This window comes from Lactobacillus delbrueckii subsp. jakobsenii ZN7a-9 = DSM 26046 (assembly GCF_001888925.1).
Taxonomy (GTDB): Bacteria; Bacillota; Bacilli; order Lactobacillales; family Lactobacillaceae; genus Lactobacillus; species Lactobacillus delbrueckii.
The window spans coordinates 1,533,259-1,548,422 of record NZ_CP018218.1 but is presented as its reverse complement, the minus strand read 5'-3'; the positions used below and the strand labels follow the sequence as shown (position 1 = coordinate 1,548,422).

Sequence of the window (15,164 nt, the reverse complement as noted above, 5' to 3'; positions counted from 1 at the left end):
AGCGGACCAGAAGCCCGCTCCTCTTTTAGCGTAAAGGAAGGGAGAAGGACTTGATCGCAGAAGTTATTGTCGATGTGGCCGCCCACCAGACTGACCGCGTTTTTGAATACCATATTCCTGATGACCTGGAAGTTGAAATTGGCAGCCGGGTAGTGGTGCCTTTTGGCCGCCGCAAGGTCCAGGGCTTTGTCGTCGCCGTGAAAAAAAGCAGCAACTTTACCGGCCAGTTAAAGGACCTGCTCTTAGTGGTCGATGAAATGCCGCCTTTGACTCCCGAGCTGGTCGCCCTGTCCAGCGATCTGGCCCGGCAGATTTTTGCCTACCGGATCAGTATCCTCAAGACCATGCTACCGGGGGTAATGCGGGCCAATTACCGGAAAATCCTCCTGCCAAACAGCCCGCGGGCAGAGCAAATGCCTCTTTTTGCGGGAGACCCGGTGGATTTGGCTAACTTAGAAGAGCCGCGTCTGATCAAGCTGGTCAAGCAGCTCCTGAATAAGGGGGAGGCCAGGATAGAATACCTGGTTGAAAATAAGGCGAAAAAGAAGCTGGTTTCAGTCTACTATCCGCTTCTATCGGCCGCTGACTATCAGGAGATTTTTTTAGAAACTAGAAAAACGGCCAGCCAGCAAAGAAAATTGCTGGCAGATTTGGCCGGGGACTTTGCGGCTTATCCTAAAAGCCGGGAAGAATTGACCGGTCTGGGCATCAGTTCAGCAACTTTAAAAACGGCGGTCAGCAAGAAATGGCTGCAGGAAAAAGGCCAGGAAAAATACCGGCGGCCAACCAAGCAGGTTGCTCCCAGCCGGCCTTTAGACCTAAATGACGAGCAGGCCGCGGCCTTGAGCCGGGTCAGCCAGGACATCAAGGGCCGGGTCAGCCAGACCTTTCTTTTAGAAGGAGTGACAGGGTCCGGGAAAACCGAAGTCTACCTGCAGGCGATCAGCCAGGCCCTGGCCTTGGGCAGGGCAGCCTTGATGCTGGTGCCGGAAATTTCCCTGACCCCCCAGATGGTCAAGCAGGTCCAGGCCCGCTTTGGCCAGCAGGTGGCGGTTTTACACTCGGCCTTGTCGGAAGGTGAGCGCTATGACGAATGGCGCAGGATCCGCCGGGGGCAGGCCCAGGTGGTCGTAGGCGCTAGAAGCGCGGTTTTTGCCCCCTTGGACAATTTAGGCCTCATCATTATCGATGAAGAGCATGAAGGCTCCTACAAGCAGGACAACAATCCCCGCTACCATGCCCGGGACGTGGCAATTTGGCGGTCGCGCTACCACCACTGTCCCTTGATTTTGGGTAGCGCGACGCCGTCTTTGGCCAGCCGGGCCCGGGCCCAAAAGGGGGTCTACCAGCTTTTGCGCTTAAAAAAGCGGGCCAAGAGCCAGCCTTTACCGCGAGTCGACCTGCTTGACTTAAAGCACGTGCAGTTTGCCGGCAGCCAGTTTGACATCTCCTGTCCATTGGCTGAGGCGATTCAAAAGCGGCTGGAGAAAAAAGAGCAGGTAATCCTGCTTTTAAACCGGCGGGGCTTTGCCAACTTCATGCTCTGCCGCAATTGCGGCTTTGTTTTAAAGTGCCCTAACTGCGACTTGTCCTTGACCATGCATAAGGACACTTGTACTATGCAGTGCCACTATTGCGGCTACCAAGAAGCTGTTTCGGAAATTTGTCCCAACTGCCGGGACCGGCAGATCCGCTTTTTGGGGACGGGGACGCAGAAGGTGCAAGAAGAGCTGGCTGAGCTTTTTCCGCAAGCTAAAATCCTCCGCATGGACGTGGACACGACCCGGAGAAAGGGCAGCTATGACAAGATTTTGACCAGTTTTGGCCAAGGAGAAGCCGACATCTTGCTGGGTACGCAGATGATCGCCAAGGGCCTGGACTTCCCTAATGTAACTTTGGTTGGGGTAATCAATGCCGACACTGGTTTATGGCTGCCCGACTACAACGCTTCTGAGCGGACTTTTGAGCTGCTCACGCAAGTAGCTGGCCGGGCAGGGCGGGCCGACAAGGAAGGGCAGGTCATGATCCAGACTTATAATCCGGACCACTACGCTATCCACCTGGCGCAAAAGCAGGACTATGAGCTTTTTTACGCTAAAGAAATGCAGGTCCGCCATGCCGGCGACTACCCGCCTTACTTTTACACGGTCCTGGTCTCCGTTTCAGCCAAAAATGAGCAAAACGCGGCCCGGGAGGCTTTTAAAATCAAACGGCAATTGCAGAGGGAATTGCGGGCGCCGACTATTATCTTAGGGCCGGCTCCGGCAACGATCAGCCGCTTAAAGAGCCAGTATTATTACCAAATACTGGTAAAATATAAAAGAGAAAAACACTTAAATGAGCTCCTGCACCAGATCCAGGACCAGGCCCAGGAAGTGAAAAAGTACGGCCTGACTGTTGAGATCGATTCAGAGCCAGAGAGAATTATGTAAAGGAATAAAAACGTGAATTCAGTAATCTTTTTAGGAACGCCGCAATTCGGCGCTACAGTTTTGGAAGGCCTGATCAAGGCCGGTTATCATATTTTGGCCGTGGTCACCCAGCCGGACAAGAAGGTTGGCCGCAAGCAAAAGGTCGTTTACTCCCCGGTCAAGGAAGTGGCTTTGGCCAACGACTTGCCTTTATACCAGCCAGTCCGCCTGTCCAAGTCAGCTGAACTTGACGAATTGCTGCAGCTTGACGCCGATTTCATCATCACCGCGGCCTTTGGCCAGTTTTTGCCGACCAAATTCCTGAAGTCCGCTAAGATCGCTGCTGTTAACGTGCACGGATCCCTTTTGCCGAAATACCGGGGCGGGGCACCGATCCAGTATGCGGTCAGAAACGGGGATGCGGAAACCGGGGTCACCATCATGGAAATGGTCAAGGAAATGGACGCCGGCGACATGTATGCCCAGGCCAGCCTGCCGATCAGACCAGATGAGACCAGCGGGGAAGTCTTCGAAGAACTGGCTCCGCTTGGCCGGGACCTGCTTTTGGAAACTCTGCCAAAGATTGCCAGTGGCGAAATTGTCAAAAAGCCGCAGGATCCAAGCCAGGTAGTCTTTTCCCCAACCATCAGCAAGGTTGAAGAAAGAATTTCCTTAAAATTGACGGCCAAGGAGGCCAAGGACTTGATCCGGGCCCTCAATCCGGACCCAGGCGCCTACCTGGTCATCAAGGGCCAGCGCTTAAAGGTTTGGAAGGCAGAAGTGGCTGACGACAACACCAGTCTGCCAGCTGGCCACCTTTTGACCAACCAGGGCCGCTTTGCTATCAGCTTTGCCGGCAACACGGTCTTGAACCTGCTTGAAGTCCAGCCAAATGGCAAGAAGGCCATGGCCATCAAGGACTTTTTGAACGGGCAGGGGAAGAAGTTTGCAGCAGGAGAAAAGATCGTAGATGAAGACTAACGCCCGCACCGTGGCTTTGGCCACCTTGATGAAGGTGATTAACCAGGGCTCATATTCAAATATCAGCTTAAACCACGCGTTAAAGGCGGCTAAGCTGCCGGGTGAAGAGAGCCGGCTGGCCACCAACCTGGTCTATGGGACCATCCAATACCAGCTTTACCTGGAATACCAGCTCAAGGACCTGGTCAAGGCCCGGCTGAGAGAGCCATATATCAAGCCCCTTTTATTGATGTCGGCCTACCAGATCTTCTTTTTAGACAAGGTGCCAAACCGGGCAGTCTTAGACGAGGCCAACAAGCTGGCTAAGGCCTATGGCCGGCCAAAATCTAGCGGCTACCGCCTGGTTAACGGGATTTTGCACTCGCTTTTACGGCGAGGAGAGGTCCTGCCGGAAAAAGACGCGCCAGACTATCTCAGCGTCAAGTGCAGCATGCCCCTTTGGCTGAGCGACTATTTCGTAGCCAACTGGGGCAAGAGCAGGGCAGAAAAAATCATGGCCAGCTTCAACAGCAAGGCGAAAAACGAAATCCGGATTTCGGCTTTGGCTGATGAAAAGCGGGTCGTCCGGGACCTGGACCGGGCCCATTTTGCCCCTCAGGAGTCGCCTTTGGCCAGCCGCAGCTATGCCTTAAGCAGGGGCGGGATCGTGATGACCGACTTTTTCAAAGATGGTGAAGTGACGGTGCAAGACGAAGCAGCCAGCCTGGTGGCAGAAGCCTTTGACTTTAAGGGAAATGAGCAGGCCCTTGATGCCTGCAGCGCCCCAGGCGGCAAGACCATTCAAATAGCTGAGCAATTGCCTGACGGGCAAGTGACTGCTCTGGATATCCATGAAAAGAAATTGCGTCTGGTCAAGGAAAATGCCGCCAGAATGCGGGTTGCTGACCGGGTCAAGGTCAGAGCTTTGGACGCGCGGAAGGCAAGGGAGTATTTTTCCGGGCAAGAATTTGATAAGATATTGATAGACGCACCATGTTCCGGTCTGGGACTGCTGCGCCGCAAGCCGGAAATCCGCTACACGAAAACAGCGGAAGACATCAGCCATTTGGCTGAAATCCAACTGGACATTTTGAACGAAGTATCCGGCTTGCTGAAAAAGGGCGGGGAGTTAGTCTACTCCACCTGCTCAATCTCTGTAGAAGAAAACGAAGAAAACGTGCGGAAATTTTTAGCCGCGCATCCAGATTTTGCATTGAAACCATTTGAAACGGCCAAGATCTCCGCGCCCAAGGGTATGCTGAAGATCCTGCCCGACAGCTACAACAGTGATGGATTTTTCATTGCCAAGTTTACGACAAGAGGTTAGTACTTGTGATTAAAACGGCATTTGCTTCAAGTATTGGTAGAGTTAGAGAGAGCAATCAAGACTTCGTTCAGATTTTTCAGAATCGCGTTGGGGCAACCATGGCCATCGTCTGTGATGGGATGGGGGGGCACCAGGGCGGCGACGTTGCTTCCACGATGGCAGTCAGCCACCTGGGCCACAATTTCGCTAACACCGACCTGCACGACAAGAATCTGGCCAGAAAATGGCTGGACGTCCAGCTGCGCTCAGAAAACGAAACGATTCTGAAGGCCGCAGACCGCTTCCCGGACTTGAACGGGATGGGCACGACGATTGTCCTGGCCATGTTCTTTGACCAGGAAGTCTTGCTTGCCCACCTGGGTGACTCCCGGGCCTACAGCTACTCTGAAGGGAATTTCCGCCAGATCACTGAAGACCACTCTTTAGTCAATGAACTGGTCAAGATGGGGCAGATCACCAAAGAACAGGCGAAGACCCACCCGCAGAAAAATATCATTACGCAAGCCTTAGGCGTTTCAAGCACTATTGATCCGGAATATAATGAACTTGAAATGAAGACTGATGACGTGCTCCTTCTCTGCACTGACGGCTTGACCAATTCCCTATCGGATCCTTTGATTCAACAGGTTTTGGCGACCAAGGGCCTGAACCTGCAGGAGAGGTGCAACAAGTTGGTCAATGAAGCCAATCGTCTGGGCGGCGGCGACAATATTACCGTCTGCCTGGCCGTAAATGAGGAGGATGGCGCGAGTGATCAATAAAGGTTATTTGCTTGGAGACCGTTACCGGATCGTCGACACCCTGGGTGAAGGCGGAATGGCCAACGTCTACCTGGCTGATGACATAATTTTGAAGAGACAGGTCGCCGTTAAAATTATTCGCCTTGATTTGCAGAAGGACTCCCAGGTTCTGGCCCGCTTTCAAAGAGAGGCCCTGGCCACCAGTGAACTGAGCCACCCTAATATTGTCTCTGTTTTTGACGTGGGGACCGACCATGGCCTGCCATATATGGTCATGGAATACGTGAAGGGACCTGACTTAAAGGACTATATCCGGGAAAACAGCCCGATTCCCCTCCCGCAGGTCATCAAGATCATGGACCAGATTTTGTCAGCGATGGAACTGGCCCACAAGCACAATGTGATTCACCGCGATTTGAAGCCGCAGAATATTTTGATGGATGAAAAAGGCAACATCAAAATTGCTGACTTTGGTATCGCGGTCGCCTTGAACCAAAGCGCGATCACCCAGACCAACTCGGTCCTGGGTTCGGTGCACTATATGTCTCCTGAGCAGACCCGGGGCGGGATGGTCACCAAGCAGTCTGACATCTATTCTTTGGGGATCATCCTGTATGAGGCCTTGACTGGCCATGTGCCTTTTAGTGGGGAAACGCCGGTGGCAATTGCCCTCAAGCATGCTGAAGACGATATTCCGTCCCTTAGAAAGCAAAACAAGGCCATTCCCCAGGCCCTGGAAAACGTTGTTTTAAAAGCGACGGCCAAGGATCCGCGGGACCGGTATGCTTCCGTGGCTGAAATGAAGGCAGACCTGGACTCCAGTCTGGATCCGAGCCGGGCAGGCGAAGCAATTTACCGGCCAAGCCACGGCAATAATGATGAAACTAAGATCCTGCCAGCCTTGAACGGCAAGGTCATGCAGGCTGAGAAAGCCAAGGAAGGCAAGGCTGAAGAGCCAAAGAAGCGGTCTTTCTGGGCTAGTATCAAGAAATATAAGTGGTGGTGGATTGGGTCATTATTCCCGGTTTTTGCCATCCTGCTCTTCATGTTTTTGGCAGTTGGCCATAACAATGTCCGGGTACCGGACGTCGTGAACATGACGGAGAAGGCAGCCAAGACTTCTTTGCAGAGCTCGGGCCTGGCAGTAGGCGCTGTTAAGCGGACTTACTCCAGCGATGTTAAAAAAGGCAAGGTGATTTCGACCACGCCGAAGGCCAACAGTCCCGTTGACAAGGGGAAAAAGGTCAACCTGCTGGTGTCTAAGGGACCAAACTTGACCAAGGTGCCCGATGTTGAGGGCCTTTATTTGTCGATCGCCAAAAAGAAGCTGAACAAGCTGGGCTTCAAGGTCAAGAGCCGGGAGGCGCCATCAAATGAGTACCTGCCAGGCTTGATCATTTCCCAAAGCGTCAAGGCCGGCCGCAAGGTAGATGCCTCTAAGACAACGATCACTTTGGTGGTGGCCGTGGCTTTAGAAGACCAGCCTAAGCCTTCAAGCTCCTCCAGCAGCAAGAAGGCAACTTTTAAACTGGCCGATCTGACGGGCAAGAGCCTGAAGGACGCCCAGTCTTACGCCAAGAGCAAGAAGCTCAACGTCAAGGTTGAGAAGGACCACTCGGACAGCGTGGACAGCGGTGACGTGATTTCCACTGATCCTGCCGCTGGCAGTGAGGTCTCTGAGGGTGATACTTTGACGATTACGGTCTCCAAGGGGGCTGAGAAGAAAGAGGTCAAGAAGACCTTCACGGTTGACTACCAGGCTGCAGAGAGTGAGTCAAGCTCCAGCTCTTCCTCCAGCCAGGGCAACCATGTCCGGATTTATATCCAGGATGACAACCACAGTCTCGGCAATATTTACCGGGACCTTTACATCACCAAGGACACGGACTTTACGATCACTTTTTCTGTTACTAAGGGTGACGGTAAGATTAAGATTGTCCGTGATGACCAAACTGTAGTTGATGAGACGATTTCGGCAGATGACAGTGAAAGCGGGAATTAAATGGCAGAAATAGTACAAGGAACGGTAGTTTCTTTAATTGCCGGCTACTACGACGTGCAAACGCCGGCAGGAGTCGTGCGGACCAGGGCCCGGGGCGTTTTCCGCAAGAACCGGGAGAAGCCCCAGGTCGGTGACAGCGTGCAGGTCAAGCTGGATGAACAGGGCTTGGCTTATTTGGTGAAGATTCTGCCCCGGAAGAACCGGATCGGCCGGCCGGCGGTGGCTAATGTCGATCACGTGCTTTTGGTCATTTCGGCAGTTGAACCAGATTTCTCCACCGCTCTTCTGGACCGCTTCCTGGTCTTTTTTGCCTGGCAGGGAGTAGAGGTAACGATCTACCTGTCAAAGAGCGACCTGCTGGAAAAGGAAAAATTGACAGAAATTGAAAGCCAGCTGGCTTACTACCAAAAGATCGGCTACCGGGTTTACCTGGACAGGGAAAGCCTGGCAGCAGAACTTCCCAAGCAGATCGGGGAAAGCGAGATCTGGACTCTGGCTGGCCAGTCAGGGGCGGGGAAGTCAACTTTGCTGAACTTTATCAAGGAAGACGCGGGCCAGGCGACGGGCGCGATCTCAACCAGCTTGAACCGGGGAAAACATACAACCCGGACGGTTACCCTTTTCAAATTAGGGGAAGGCTTTTTAGCAGACACGCCAGGCTTTTCGGCAATTGATCTGACGCCGATCAAGCTGAATGAACTGTGTACGTATTTTAAGGAATTTAAGGCCTTGAGTACGGGCTGCAAGTTCCGGGGCTGCCAGCACCTGCATGAACCGAAGTGCGCGGTCAAGGGCCAGCTGGCTCTAGGTGAAATCGCGGCTTTCCGCTATGATGACTATCTGGCCATGCGGACGGAAATCGAGGAAGGCCGAATGCCGGAATATTTGAAGTGATGAAATAAGTTAGGGTAGGGTGTTTTGTGATGGACGCGGCAGTGTTGCTTGGCGGGCCAAAGGAAGAATGGCCGGCTGATTTGAAGGAGCAGCTGAAGCAGGCTCAAGAAAAGGGAGACCTTTTAATCGGGGTCGACCGGGGAGCGCTGCTTTTGCTGGAATTAGGCTTTAAGCCGGATTTGGCAATCGGGGATTTTGACTCGCTGAAGGCTGATGAACTGGCCTGGGTAGAAGGGACGGTCGCGGATATCCGCTATTCGGTGCCCAAGAAGGACTGGACCGATTCAGAATTGATGCTGGGGATTGCTTTTGGCGATTATAAGATTGACCAGCTAAAGGTTTACGGGGCTACTGGCGGTCGGCTTGACCACGCGGCGAGCAATGCTTTTGGCATTTTGAACCCGGACCTGCGCAAGTATGCCAACCAGCTGACCTTGATTGACAAGCAGAATCTGATTTTTTACCGGCAAGCTGGCAGCTACGAGATGAAGAAGCAGGACTATAGCTACTTTGGGGTGACCTGCCTTCTGCCAGTAGAAGATTTGACGATAGAGGGGGCCTTGTATGACCTGGCTCCTTATAGCGGCGACTACCTACGCTCCTTTACTTCTAATGAGTTTTTGCCGGATAAGGATAGCTGCCGGTTATCCTTGAAGAAAGGCTTAGTAGCGGTTGTTTATTCTAAAGATTTAGACCGCTACCAAATGGCTTGATTTGCAAAAGATAGTTTAATTAATATTATAAAAAAGTCTCGCTGAAAAGCGGGACTTTTTCGCCCTTTGACGTGATTTTACAAAGAAATGCAAATATTCATCCGTGAAAGCGCTTATCGATAAATAGCTTATTTGTATAATAAAAGTTAAGGGATATTATCTCAAACTATTGTGTGTTTATAGAGGTAAGTCATATGGAAAATAAAGCGAAAAAAAGATGAAGCAAGTGCAGCTGAAACGACGGCAGACTCAGCCAGCCAGAAGGCGCAAGCAGCCAAGACGGCTGATGAAAAGGCTGACGCGCTCAAGGCAGCTGACGCTAAGCTTGCTCAAGCCAAACAAGAACTTGCAAGCGCCGAAAGCAACCTGTCTGCTAAGCAAGCAGCTTTGACTACGGCAAATGAAACTGCACCTAAAAAACGTGTGACAATGTGCGACTGATACCATCGCTACATTATGGCCTCAAGACCTTGACTCAAATGAGAATCAACGCCTTGGATCGTCGGTGTTAAGGCCCGACGCCCGATCAGAATGACTCTGGTCGTTTCGGTCACAATTTTTTGATCTGTCCGTAGACAGTTCTTTCGTTTTTCTCATCGGCTCTGCGTCATGACGCGTTTCCATGACATGACGCTGGGCGAAGCTGCCGCGACATCCGAAGATGCCTGCACTGAGGCGTGCGGTCTTACGCGTCTAAGCCGACATTTTTCCGCGAGATCTCCTCCATAACCAGAGTCTCGCCTTGGACAGGGCCTGCCCGTAGGCTGTCTCTCGACGGTCTGTCCCTTTCGTTGATAAATTATAAAGCTCTGTTGAGTTCCGGATGATCAATCAAAAGCGTGAGATTCATCATTGCATTTCTGTCCCGATCTACGACCTTGTTGTAGTTCGGGCATTTTTCGTTGTAGCACACGTACTCATCGTGCTTGGTGCCGTGCTTCTTGTTGCCGTAAAGGGTGATCTTGTCATCGCCCTTCTTGACGTTGCCGCACGCCGCACAGCGCTGAGTTGACGGATACAGTCTGTCCGCCATGACAAGCTCGCAGCCATGCCATTTGCACTTGTACTCAAGAATCGACTTAAAGCGACCAAACATGGCACGATGCACGCCTTTTGAAACCCGGTGGCTCATAAGCATGCCCTTTACGCTCAGCGTTTCAATGCAGATTGCATCATATTCCTTAACCAGCTCGGTCGTAAACTTTTGCATCTCATCTTCCTGCAGACGCTTTACTCGCTGATACGCTCTTTGAAGCTTGATTCTCGTCTTCTGATAGCGCTTGGAGCGATACGCGTTTGGCGTGCCGTTTTCTACCCGCTTTCTGGCCAGCTGGCGCTGATAGTGGATGATGCGGCGGTATTCTTTGGCAAGTCTGCTTGACTTGTACAAAAAGCGCTTCGTGCCGTCAATATAGTCAAAGTGGCTTATGTTCACGTCAACGCCTGTAGCCTTGCCAGTCTTCTTTCTTGGCTCTGGCTCTGAAACGTCAAATGCCAGTGACAGATACCAGCCATCGGCCTGCTTCTTTATGGTTGCCACGCCATATTTGCCCTCGAGCGGCCGCTCGCTCATTCGAATGTCCGACCATTCGCCTGTATATTCTCTAGGCTTGTCCAAGTGCAGAAATGCTTGTCCATTGACCACCTTGAACTTGACTTGATCGCTTTTGAAGCTCTGAGTCGATGATCGCTTGGAGCGGAACTTGGGCTTGCCTTGCCGGGCTTGAGTATGCTTGATAAAGGCAGACCAAGCCTCAGCCAGATCCTTTACCGCAAGCTGAAGGATGCGGGAGGAATAGCGTTTCTGCCAGCTCTGCTTTTGGGCTACCATCAAGTCTCTGACTTGATATTCGCTTGGCTTTGGAAACGCTTTGAGAATCTCTTTCCATTCGGGCGTAAGCTTGCGCCCATCGGACTTCTTCATTTCTTTGATCAAGCCTTCAGGGGCGTTCATGACGTACTCTTGATATTCTCTGTTCCAGATCTCAAGGCCCTTGTTCCAGCAGAAGCGCCGATAGTCGCAGTTCTTAAGCAGCACCGTTTCCATAAGCTCATTTGGATAGAGCTTGTAGACTCTGCTTTTCGAAATAATGCCGTCAACCTTTTTCTTTTTCTGTGCCATGCGTTTCTGTTTCGCCTCCTTTCTTTGAGTGGGGGAGCTGGGAGTCCTCGCTTATTGCTTTCTTGTATCTTCTCAGTCCATAGAGTCTGCACGAAAAGACGTGAATGATTGAAATCAAGTCCTCGGTCATTTCCTCATCCGGACTGGTATCTGGATTGTTCAAAACGACAATCTCGCAGCCGTGATCCTTGCAGAACTGATCAAACCAGTCAAAGCCAAAGCGGATGAAGCGATCCTTGTACGTAACGATGATCCGACCAATCTTTCCTGCTTCAACTTCCTTCAAAAGGGCATTCCATTTTGGCCGGCTGTAGTTCATGCCAGAGCCAATGTCTGAAATGCGCTCATCGATGATGATTCCAGCACCATTTGCATACTGAACTATAAAGTCCATTTGATCTTTAAGATCATGCTTCTGACCAGCGGAAGAAACGCGTGCATAGGCCACCGTCTTCTTACTGCCTTCCGCGGAATTTGGTGATCTGCCAAGGAAGCGGTCAAGCTCTGACTGATAGTAAAAGCGCCGATTGGAATCGGTTCTGTGAGCCACCAAGCGTTTTTCTCGATCAAGCTTTTGCATGCCTTTGACGCTAAAGCCGATGTATTTGGCCGCTTCGCCTACTTTAAATATTTTGTCCATAAAAAAATAGTCTCACCTCCCGGTAAGACTATTATATTATGATATAGCACTAAGTAGCACGTTTTATGCTACTAGTTTTAAGCTCTTGCTGCGGCTAAGCAGGAAAAGACTGCTGATGCCCAAAAAGCTGCAGAAGAAGCTTCTGCCGCAGACAAGGCAGCACAAAGCAAACTGGCCAGCGTAAACAAGGAAGCTGCGGAAAAGGCTGCTATTTTGGCTGAAGCAGAAAAGACTGCTACCAGTGAAAAGGCTAAGTTGGCAGAACTTGATGCTACCGCAGAAGAAGCTGATCAAGACGCAGAGAAGGCCTGCGCTGCCGTACAAACCGCACAAAGCAAGCAGGCTGCTGCAGAAAAGAAGCTTGCTGACTTGCAGGCTGTTCAAGCTGAGGTGCAAGCCAACTTGGCAAGTAAGCAGGCTGATTCAGCTGCCGCGGCTAAGATCAAGGAAGCAGCGGATTTGGCACTTACTGAAGCTAAGAAGCACCTGGCTATTTTGGAAGAAGCAAACGAGCCGAGTGAAACTCCAACCACTCCAAGCGACAACAAGCCGAGCGAAACTCCGACTACTCCAAGCGAAGACGAACCAAGTGAAAGTCCGGCTGACTCCGGGGAAACCGAAACTATCGTAATTCCGGCTGGCAAGACTGAAACCAAGGCAACTGGCAAAAAGCAAGCGCAACTTTGCCGCAAACCGGCGAAAGCCAGAATAAGTCTGCCTTTTTGGCAGGGATTGTGGCACTGCTGGCCAGTGCAAGTCTCTTCGCCTTTGGCCGGCGTAAGAAGAACGAAAAGTAATTGTATAAACAATAAAAGTATTGGAAAAGCGACTCTATTTCAGAGCCGCTTTTTGTATACAGCTTTTTAAAAATTAGAATAGTATATTTACATTTTAATTTTTCAGTAGTATTATTTTAAGCATGTTTGGAAATGCTTTATTATTTAATGAGGATGAAAGAAATGACGTTAAAATATGCTAGTAAGTGGAAGTTGCTGGTCTTTGCGGTCTTCGCCGCCGCCAAGGCACTGCAGGCGGTTTTTATCGCTTATGTCTTCCAGGAATTCATTAATTTTGCCGGAAATCCTAAGGGGAGTTTATTACAATTAACTATTAAAGCGGTTGTGGGTATTGTCCTTTTTGCCTTCCTGGCCTTAATCTACCAAATTATGCAGGCGAATATAATTAAGGACGTCAACTTGAAAATCAAGGAGCAGGCAACAAAATATTTGTTGTATTCAGATAATTCTGATCCCAAATTTGACCTGTCCTTTATGACTAATGACCTCAAACAGGTGGAAAGTCAGCGGGTGGAAGCTGAACTGGATATTATTTTCAATGGTTTGCAGTTTATCGCGGCATTTGCGGCAGCCATGCTGTCTTCCTGGGCTTTATCCTTGATCTTCCTGGTCGCCTCCCTGGCTCCCGGCCTTTTGCAGAATATTTTCGGGCCAAAAATTGAAGCTGCTTCTTCTGCCTGGGAAGGGGAGAACAGCAAATATACTGAGGCAATGACGGACACCATCAATTTTGCCGCTTTTGCCAGACTCTATGACGCTGAAGACAGTATTTACAGTAGAATGCTCCACTACAGCCAGAGAATGGAAACGGCCCTGGCCAAGATGAAAAAGGCGGAAATGGTGACGACAGAAGTCATCACTTTCTTTGCCTACGTCTGCAGCATGATCATTCCTTTCAGCCTGGGGATCTACTTTGTGACTCAAGGGCAGATCACTTTGGGGACCTTCATGATGATCTCCCAGCTGGCCAACAACTTTATCAATCCGATTGTCGGTATCTTTTCTTCGGTCAATGACATTAAAACCAGCAATCCGATCTGGGAAAAGTTTACTGCTGTGGCAGATTTTACAACAAAAGAAAGTGCTGCAGACCGGGATGAATTTAAGGAACTCTCTTTAGACGATGCAAGTGTGCAAAGAGGGGACCGGAAGCTTTTAAACGATCTCGATTTGACTGTTAAAAATGGTGAAAAAGTCTTGCTGGAAGCACCGTCTGGCTGGGGCAAGACAACCTTGCTTAACGTCTTGGTTGGCCGGATCAAGCTGGTAGATGGACATTACGAGATCAACGGTGAAGACGCCAATGGTGACTGGAGCAAGGACCACGAGTACTTCTCCTTTGTCCAGCAGAAGCCTTATATTCTTGATGATACAATCGAATATAATATCTCTTTAGGCAGGGAAGTCAGCCGGGAAGACCTGCTGGCAGTTTGTCAAAAAGCCGGTTTAACCAGCTTGATTGAGGAAAAAGGTCTGGACTACCAAGTCGGAAAAGAAGGCAAAAACTTGTCCGGCGGTCAGGGGCAGCGGCTGGAAATTGCCAGAGCTCTGCTGGCCAAGCGGCCGGTATTATTGGCCGATGAAGCGACTTCAGCCCTGGATCCCCGCTTGTCCAAGCAAATTCACCAGACAATTCTACAGAATTTCCCTGGCACCGTAATCGAAGTAGCTCACAAGATTTCAGATGAAGAAATAGCTATGTTTGACCGGGTGGTCAATTTAGCCGAGAAGTAACAAAACAGGCAGCTCAATGAGCCGCCTGTTTTTATTGCTGATGAATTTTTGTCAAAAATAAAACCCGGCAGATCATTGATCTACCGGGCTCGTTTCGTCACTAGACACGGGTAACTTTACCAGACTTCAAAGTCTTGGTTGAAACCCAAACGCGCTTAGGCTTGCCGTTTACAAGAATGCGAACTTTTTGAAGGTTTGGCTTCCAAGAACGACTTGATGAGTTCAAAGCGTGTGAACGCGTTTTACCAAAAGTGGTCTTCTTACCGGTTACGAAATCTTTTGCCATGCTGCTAAACCCCCTTTACATGTCATGTCATACTACTAGACTTTACCATAAAGTTTGACCTTTTTCAATTATTATTTTGAAAAGTATTTTCCAGAAAATAAAGTTGGAACTGTTAGCTTTTGATCTCGTTATGATAAAATAAGGATGTATATTGGAAATAAGACGGAGGATAAACATGGCTGTTAAAATCAAGACAAAGTATGGTTTGATTGATATTTCAAACGGTGTAATTGCAACTGTTGTTGGTGGTGCAGCTACGTCTAACTATGGCGTTGTCGGTATGGCATCCAAGAATGCCATCAGAGACGGAGTCGACAGCATTTTGAGCCGGGCAAACTACAAGCGCGGCGTCGTTGTTAAGTCTGACGAAAATCAAGTAACTGTTGATGTCTATATTATTGTTGGCTACGGCTTGAAAATTTCTGAAGTAAGTCGTAATGTACAAGACAGTGTCAAATATAACTTAAGAAGCCAGCTGGGGATCGACACCAAGGCGGTCAACGTCGTTGTTCAAGGTGTAAAGGTTCTCGACGACTAG

General features: G+C 50.2%; 13 protein-coding genes. 10 read left to right on the top strand and 3 right to left on the bottom strand.

All coding sequences use genetic code 11. From position 1 onward, the window contains the following. Window positions 1–50: 50 nt before the first annotated feature. Genes priA through LJ046_RS07815 form a run of 7 tightly spaced genes read left to right on the top strand, consistent with a single transcriptional unit; the run spans window position 51 to window position 9,047 of the window. Entirely contained in the window at window positions 51–2,432 is a 2,382-nt protein-coding gene (priA, locus tag LJ046_RS07845) for a primosomal protein N' (RefSeq protein ID WP_002879691.1), read from the top strand. A 12-nt stretch (window positions 2,433–2,444) separates the two neighbouring features. Further along, complete coding sequence (gene fmt, locus LJ046_RS07840) at window positions 2,445–3,392, top strand: methionyl-tRNA formyltransferase (RefSeq protein ID WP_002879692.1); 948 nt, start codon at window positions 2,445–2,447, stop codon at window positions 3,390–3,392. Further along, window positions 3,382–4,698, top strand: a complete 1,317-nt coding sequence (rsmB, locus tag LJ046_RS07835) for a 16S rRNA (cytosine(967)-C(5))-methyltransferase RsmB (protein WP_002879693.1) — start codon at window positions 3,382–3,384, stop codon at window positions 4,696–4,698. The genes fmt and rsmB overlap by 11 nt, the downstream gene beginning before the upstream one ends. Before the next feature lie 5 nt (window positions 4,699–4,703). After that, entirely contained in the window at window positions 4,704–5,459 is a 756-nt protein-coding gene (locus LJ046_RS07830) for a Stp1/IreP family PP2C-type Ser/Thr phosphatase (protein WP_002879694.1), read from the top strand. Then, window positions 5,449–7,440, top strand: a complete 1,992-nt coding sequence (gene pknB / locus LJ046_RS07825) for a Stk1 family PASTA domain-containing Ser/Thr kinase (RefSeq protein WP_002879695.1) — start codon at window positions 5,449–5,451, stop codon at window positions 7,438–7,440. Before LJ046_RS07830 ends, pknB begins: the two co-directional genes overlap by 11 nt. Next, on the top strand, window positions 7,441–8,334 hold the full coding sequence (rsgA, locus tag LJ046_RS07820) for a ribosome small subunit-dependent GTPase A (protein ID WP_002879696.1): 894 nt from the start codon (window positions 7,441–7,443) through the stop codon (window positions 8,332–8,334). A 29-nt stretch (window positions 8,335–8,363) separates the two neighbouring features. After that, window positions 8,364–9,047 (top strand): thiamine diphosphokinase, encoded by a 684-nt coding sequence (locus tag LJ046_RS07815; protein WP_002879697.1) that lies wholly within the window; start codon window positions 8,364–8,366, stop codon window positions 9,045–9,047. Between the two features lie 799 nt (window positions 9,048–9,846). Here the strand turns inward: LJ046_RS07815 and LJ046_RS07810 are convergent. Both LJ046_RS07810 and LJ046_RS07805 read right to left on the bottom strand, forming a co-directional pair. Continuing rightward, window positions 9,847–11,169 carry an RNA-guided endonuclease InsQ/TnpB family protein gene (locus LJ046_RS07810; protein ID WP_002879703.1) on the bottom strand — a complete coding sequence of 441 codons (1,323 nt, stop codon included), beginning with the start codon at window positions 11,167–11,169 and terminating at the stop codon, window positions 9,847–9,849. After that, window positions 11,144–11,809 carry an IS607 family transposase gene (locus tag LJ046_RS07805; RefSeq protein WP_002879705.1) on the bottom strand — a complete coding sequence of 222 codons (666 nt, stop codon included), beginning with the start codon at window positions 11,807–11,809 and terminating at the stop codon, window positions 11,144–11,146. Before LJ046_RS07805 ends, LJ046_RS07810 begins: the two co-directional genes overlap by 26 nt. Window positions 11,810–12,022: 213 nt before the next feature. Here LJ046_RS07805 and LJ046_RS10750 point away from each other — a divergent pair, with 213 nt between their 5' ends. Both LJ046_RS10750 and LJ046_RS07795 read left to right on the top strand, forming a co-directional pair. Then, complete coding sequence (locus tag LJ046_RS10750) at window positions 12,023–12,676, top strand: hypothetical protein (RefSeq protein ID WP_002879706.1); 654 nt, start codon at window positions 12,023–12,025, stop codon at window positions 12,674–12,676. A gap of 92 nt (window positions 12,677–12,768) precedes the next feature. Next, window positions 12,769–14,340 (top strand): ATP-binding cassette domain-containing protein, encoded by a 1,572-nt coding sequence (locus LJ046_RS07795; protein ID WP_002879707.1) that lies wholly within the window; start codon window positions 12,769–12,771, stop codon window positions 14,338–14,340. Window positions 14,341–14,440: 100 nt separating this feature from the next. Here the strand turns inward: LJ046_RS07795 and rpmB are convergent, their stop codons facing one another. Further along, on the bottom strand, window positions 14,441–14,626 hold the full coding sequence (gene rpmB / locus LJ046_RS07790) for a 50S ribosomal protein L28 (RefSeq protein WP_002879709.1): 186 nt from the start codon (window positions 14,624–14,626) through the stop codon (window positions 14,441–14,443). A gap of 175 nt (window positions 14,627–14,801) precedes the next feature. On the opposite strand from rpmB, the gene LJ046_RS07785 reads away from it, so the two are divergent. Next, the gene (locus LJ046_RS07785; protein WP_002879711.1) at window positions 14,802–15,164 is read left to right on the top strand and encodes an Asp23/Gls24 family envelope stress response protein; all 363 of its coding nucleotides are present in this window, start codon (window positions 14,802–14,804) and stop codon (window positions 15,162–15,164) included.

Excerpts from the sequence above, each read along its gene's own strand:
- rsgA (WP_002879696.1), top strand. The coding sequence starts at position 7,441 with ATGGCAGAAATAGTACAAGGAACGGTAGTTTCTTTAATTGCCGGCTAC.
- rpmB (WP_002879709.1), bottom strand. The coding sequence starts at position 14,626 with ATGGCAAAAGATTTCGTAACCGGTAAGAAGACCACTTTTGGTAAAACG.
- LJ046_RS07810 (WP_002879703.1), bottom strand. The coding sequence starts at position 11,169 with ATGGCACAGAAAAAGAAAAAGGTTGACGGCATTATTTCGAAAAGCAGA.
- rsmB (WP_002879693.1), top strand. The coding sequence starts at position 3,382 with ATGAAGACTAACGCCCGCACCGTGGCTTTGGCCACCTTGATGAAGGTG.
- LJ046_RS07815 (WP_002879697.1), top strand. The coding sequence starts at position 8,364 with ATGGACGCGGCAGTGTTGCTTGGCGGGCCAAAGGAAGAATGGCCGGCT.
- LJ046_RS07785 (WP_002879711.1), top strand. The coding sequence starts at position 14,802 with ATGGCTGTTAAAATCAAGACAAAGTATGGTTTGATTGATATTTCAAAC.
- LJ046_RS07805 (WP_002879705.1), bottom strand. The coding sequence starts at position 11,809 with ATGGACAAAATATTTAAAGTAGGCGAAGCGGCCAAATACATCGGCTTT.
- LJ046_RS07795 (WP_002879707.1), top strand. The coding sequence starts at position 12,769 with ATGACGTTAAAATATGCTAGTAAGTGGAAGTTGCTGGTCTTTGCGGTC.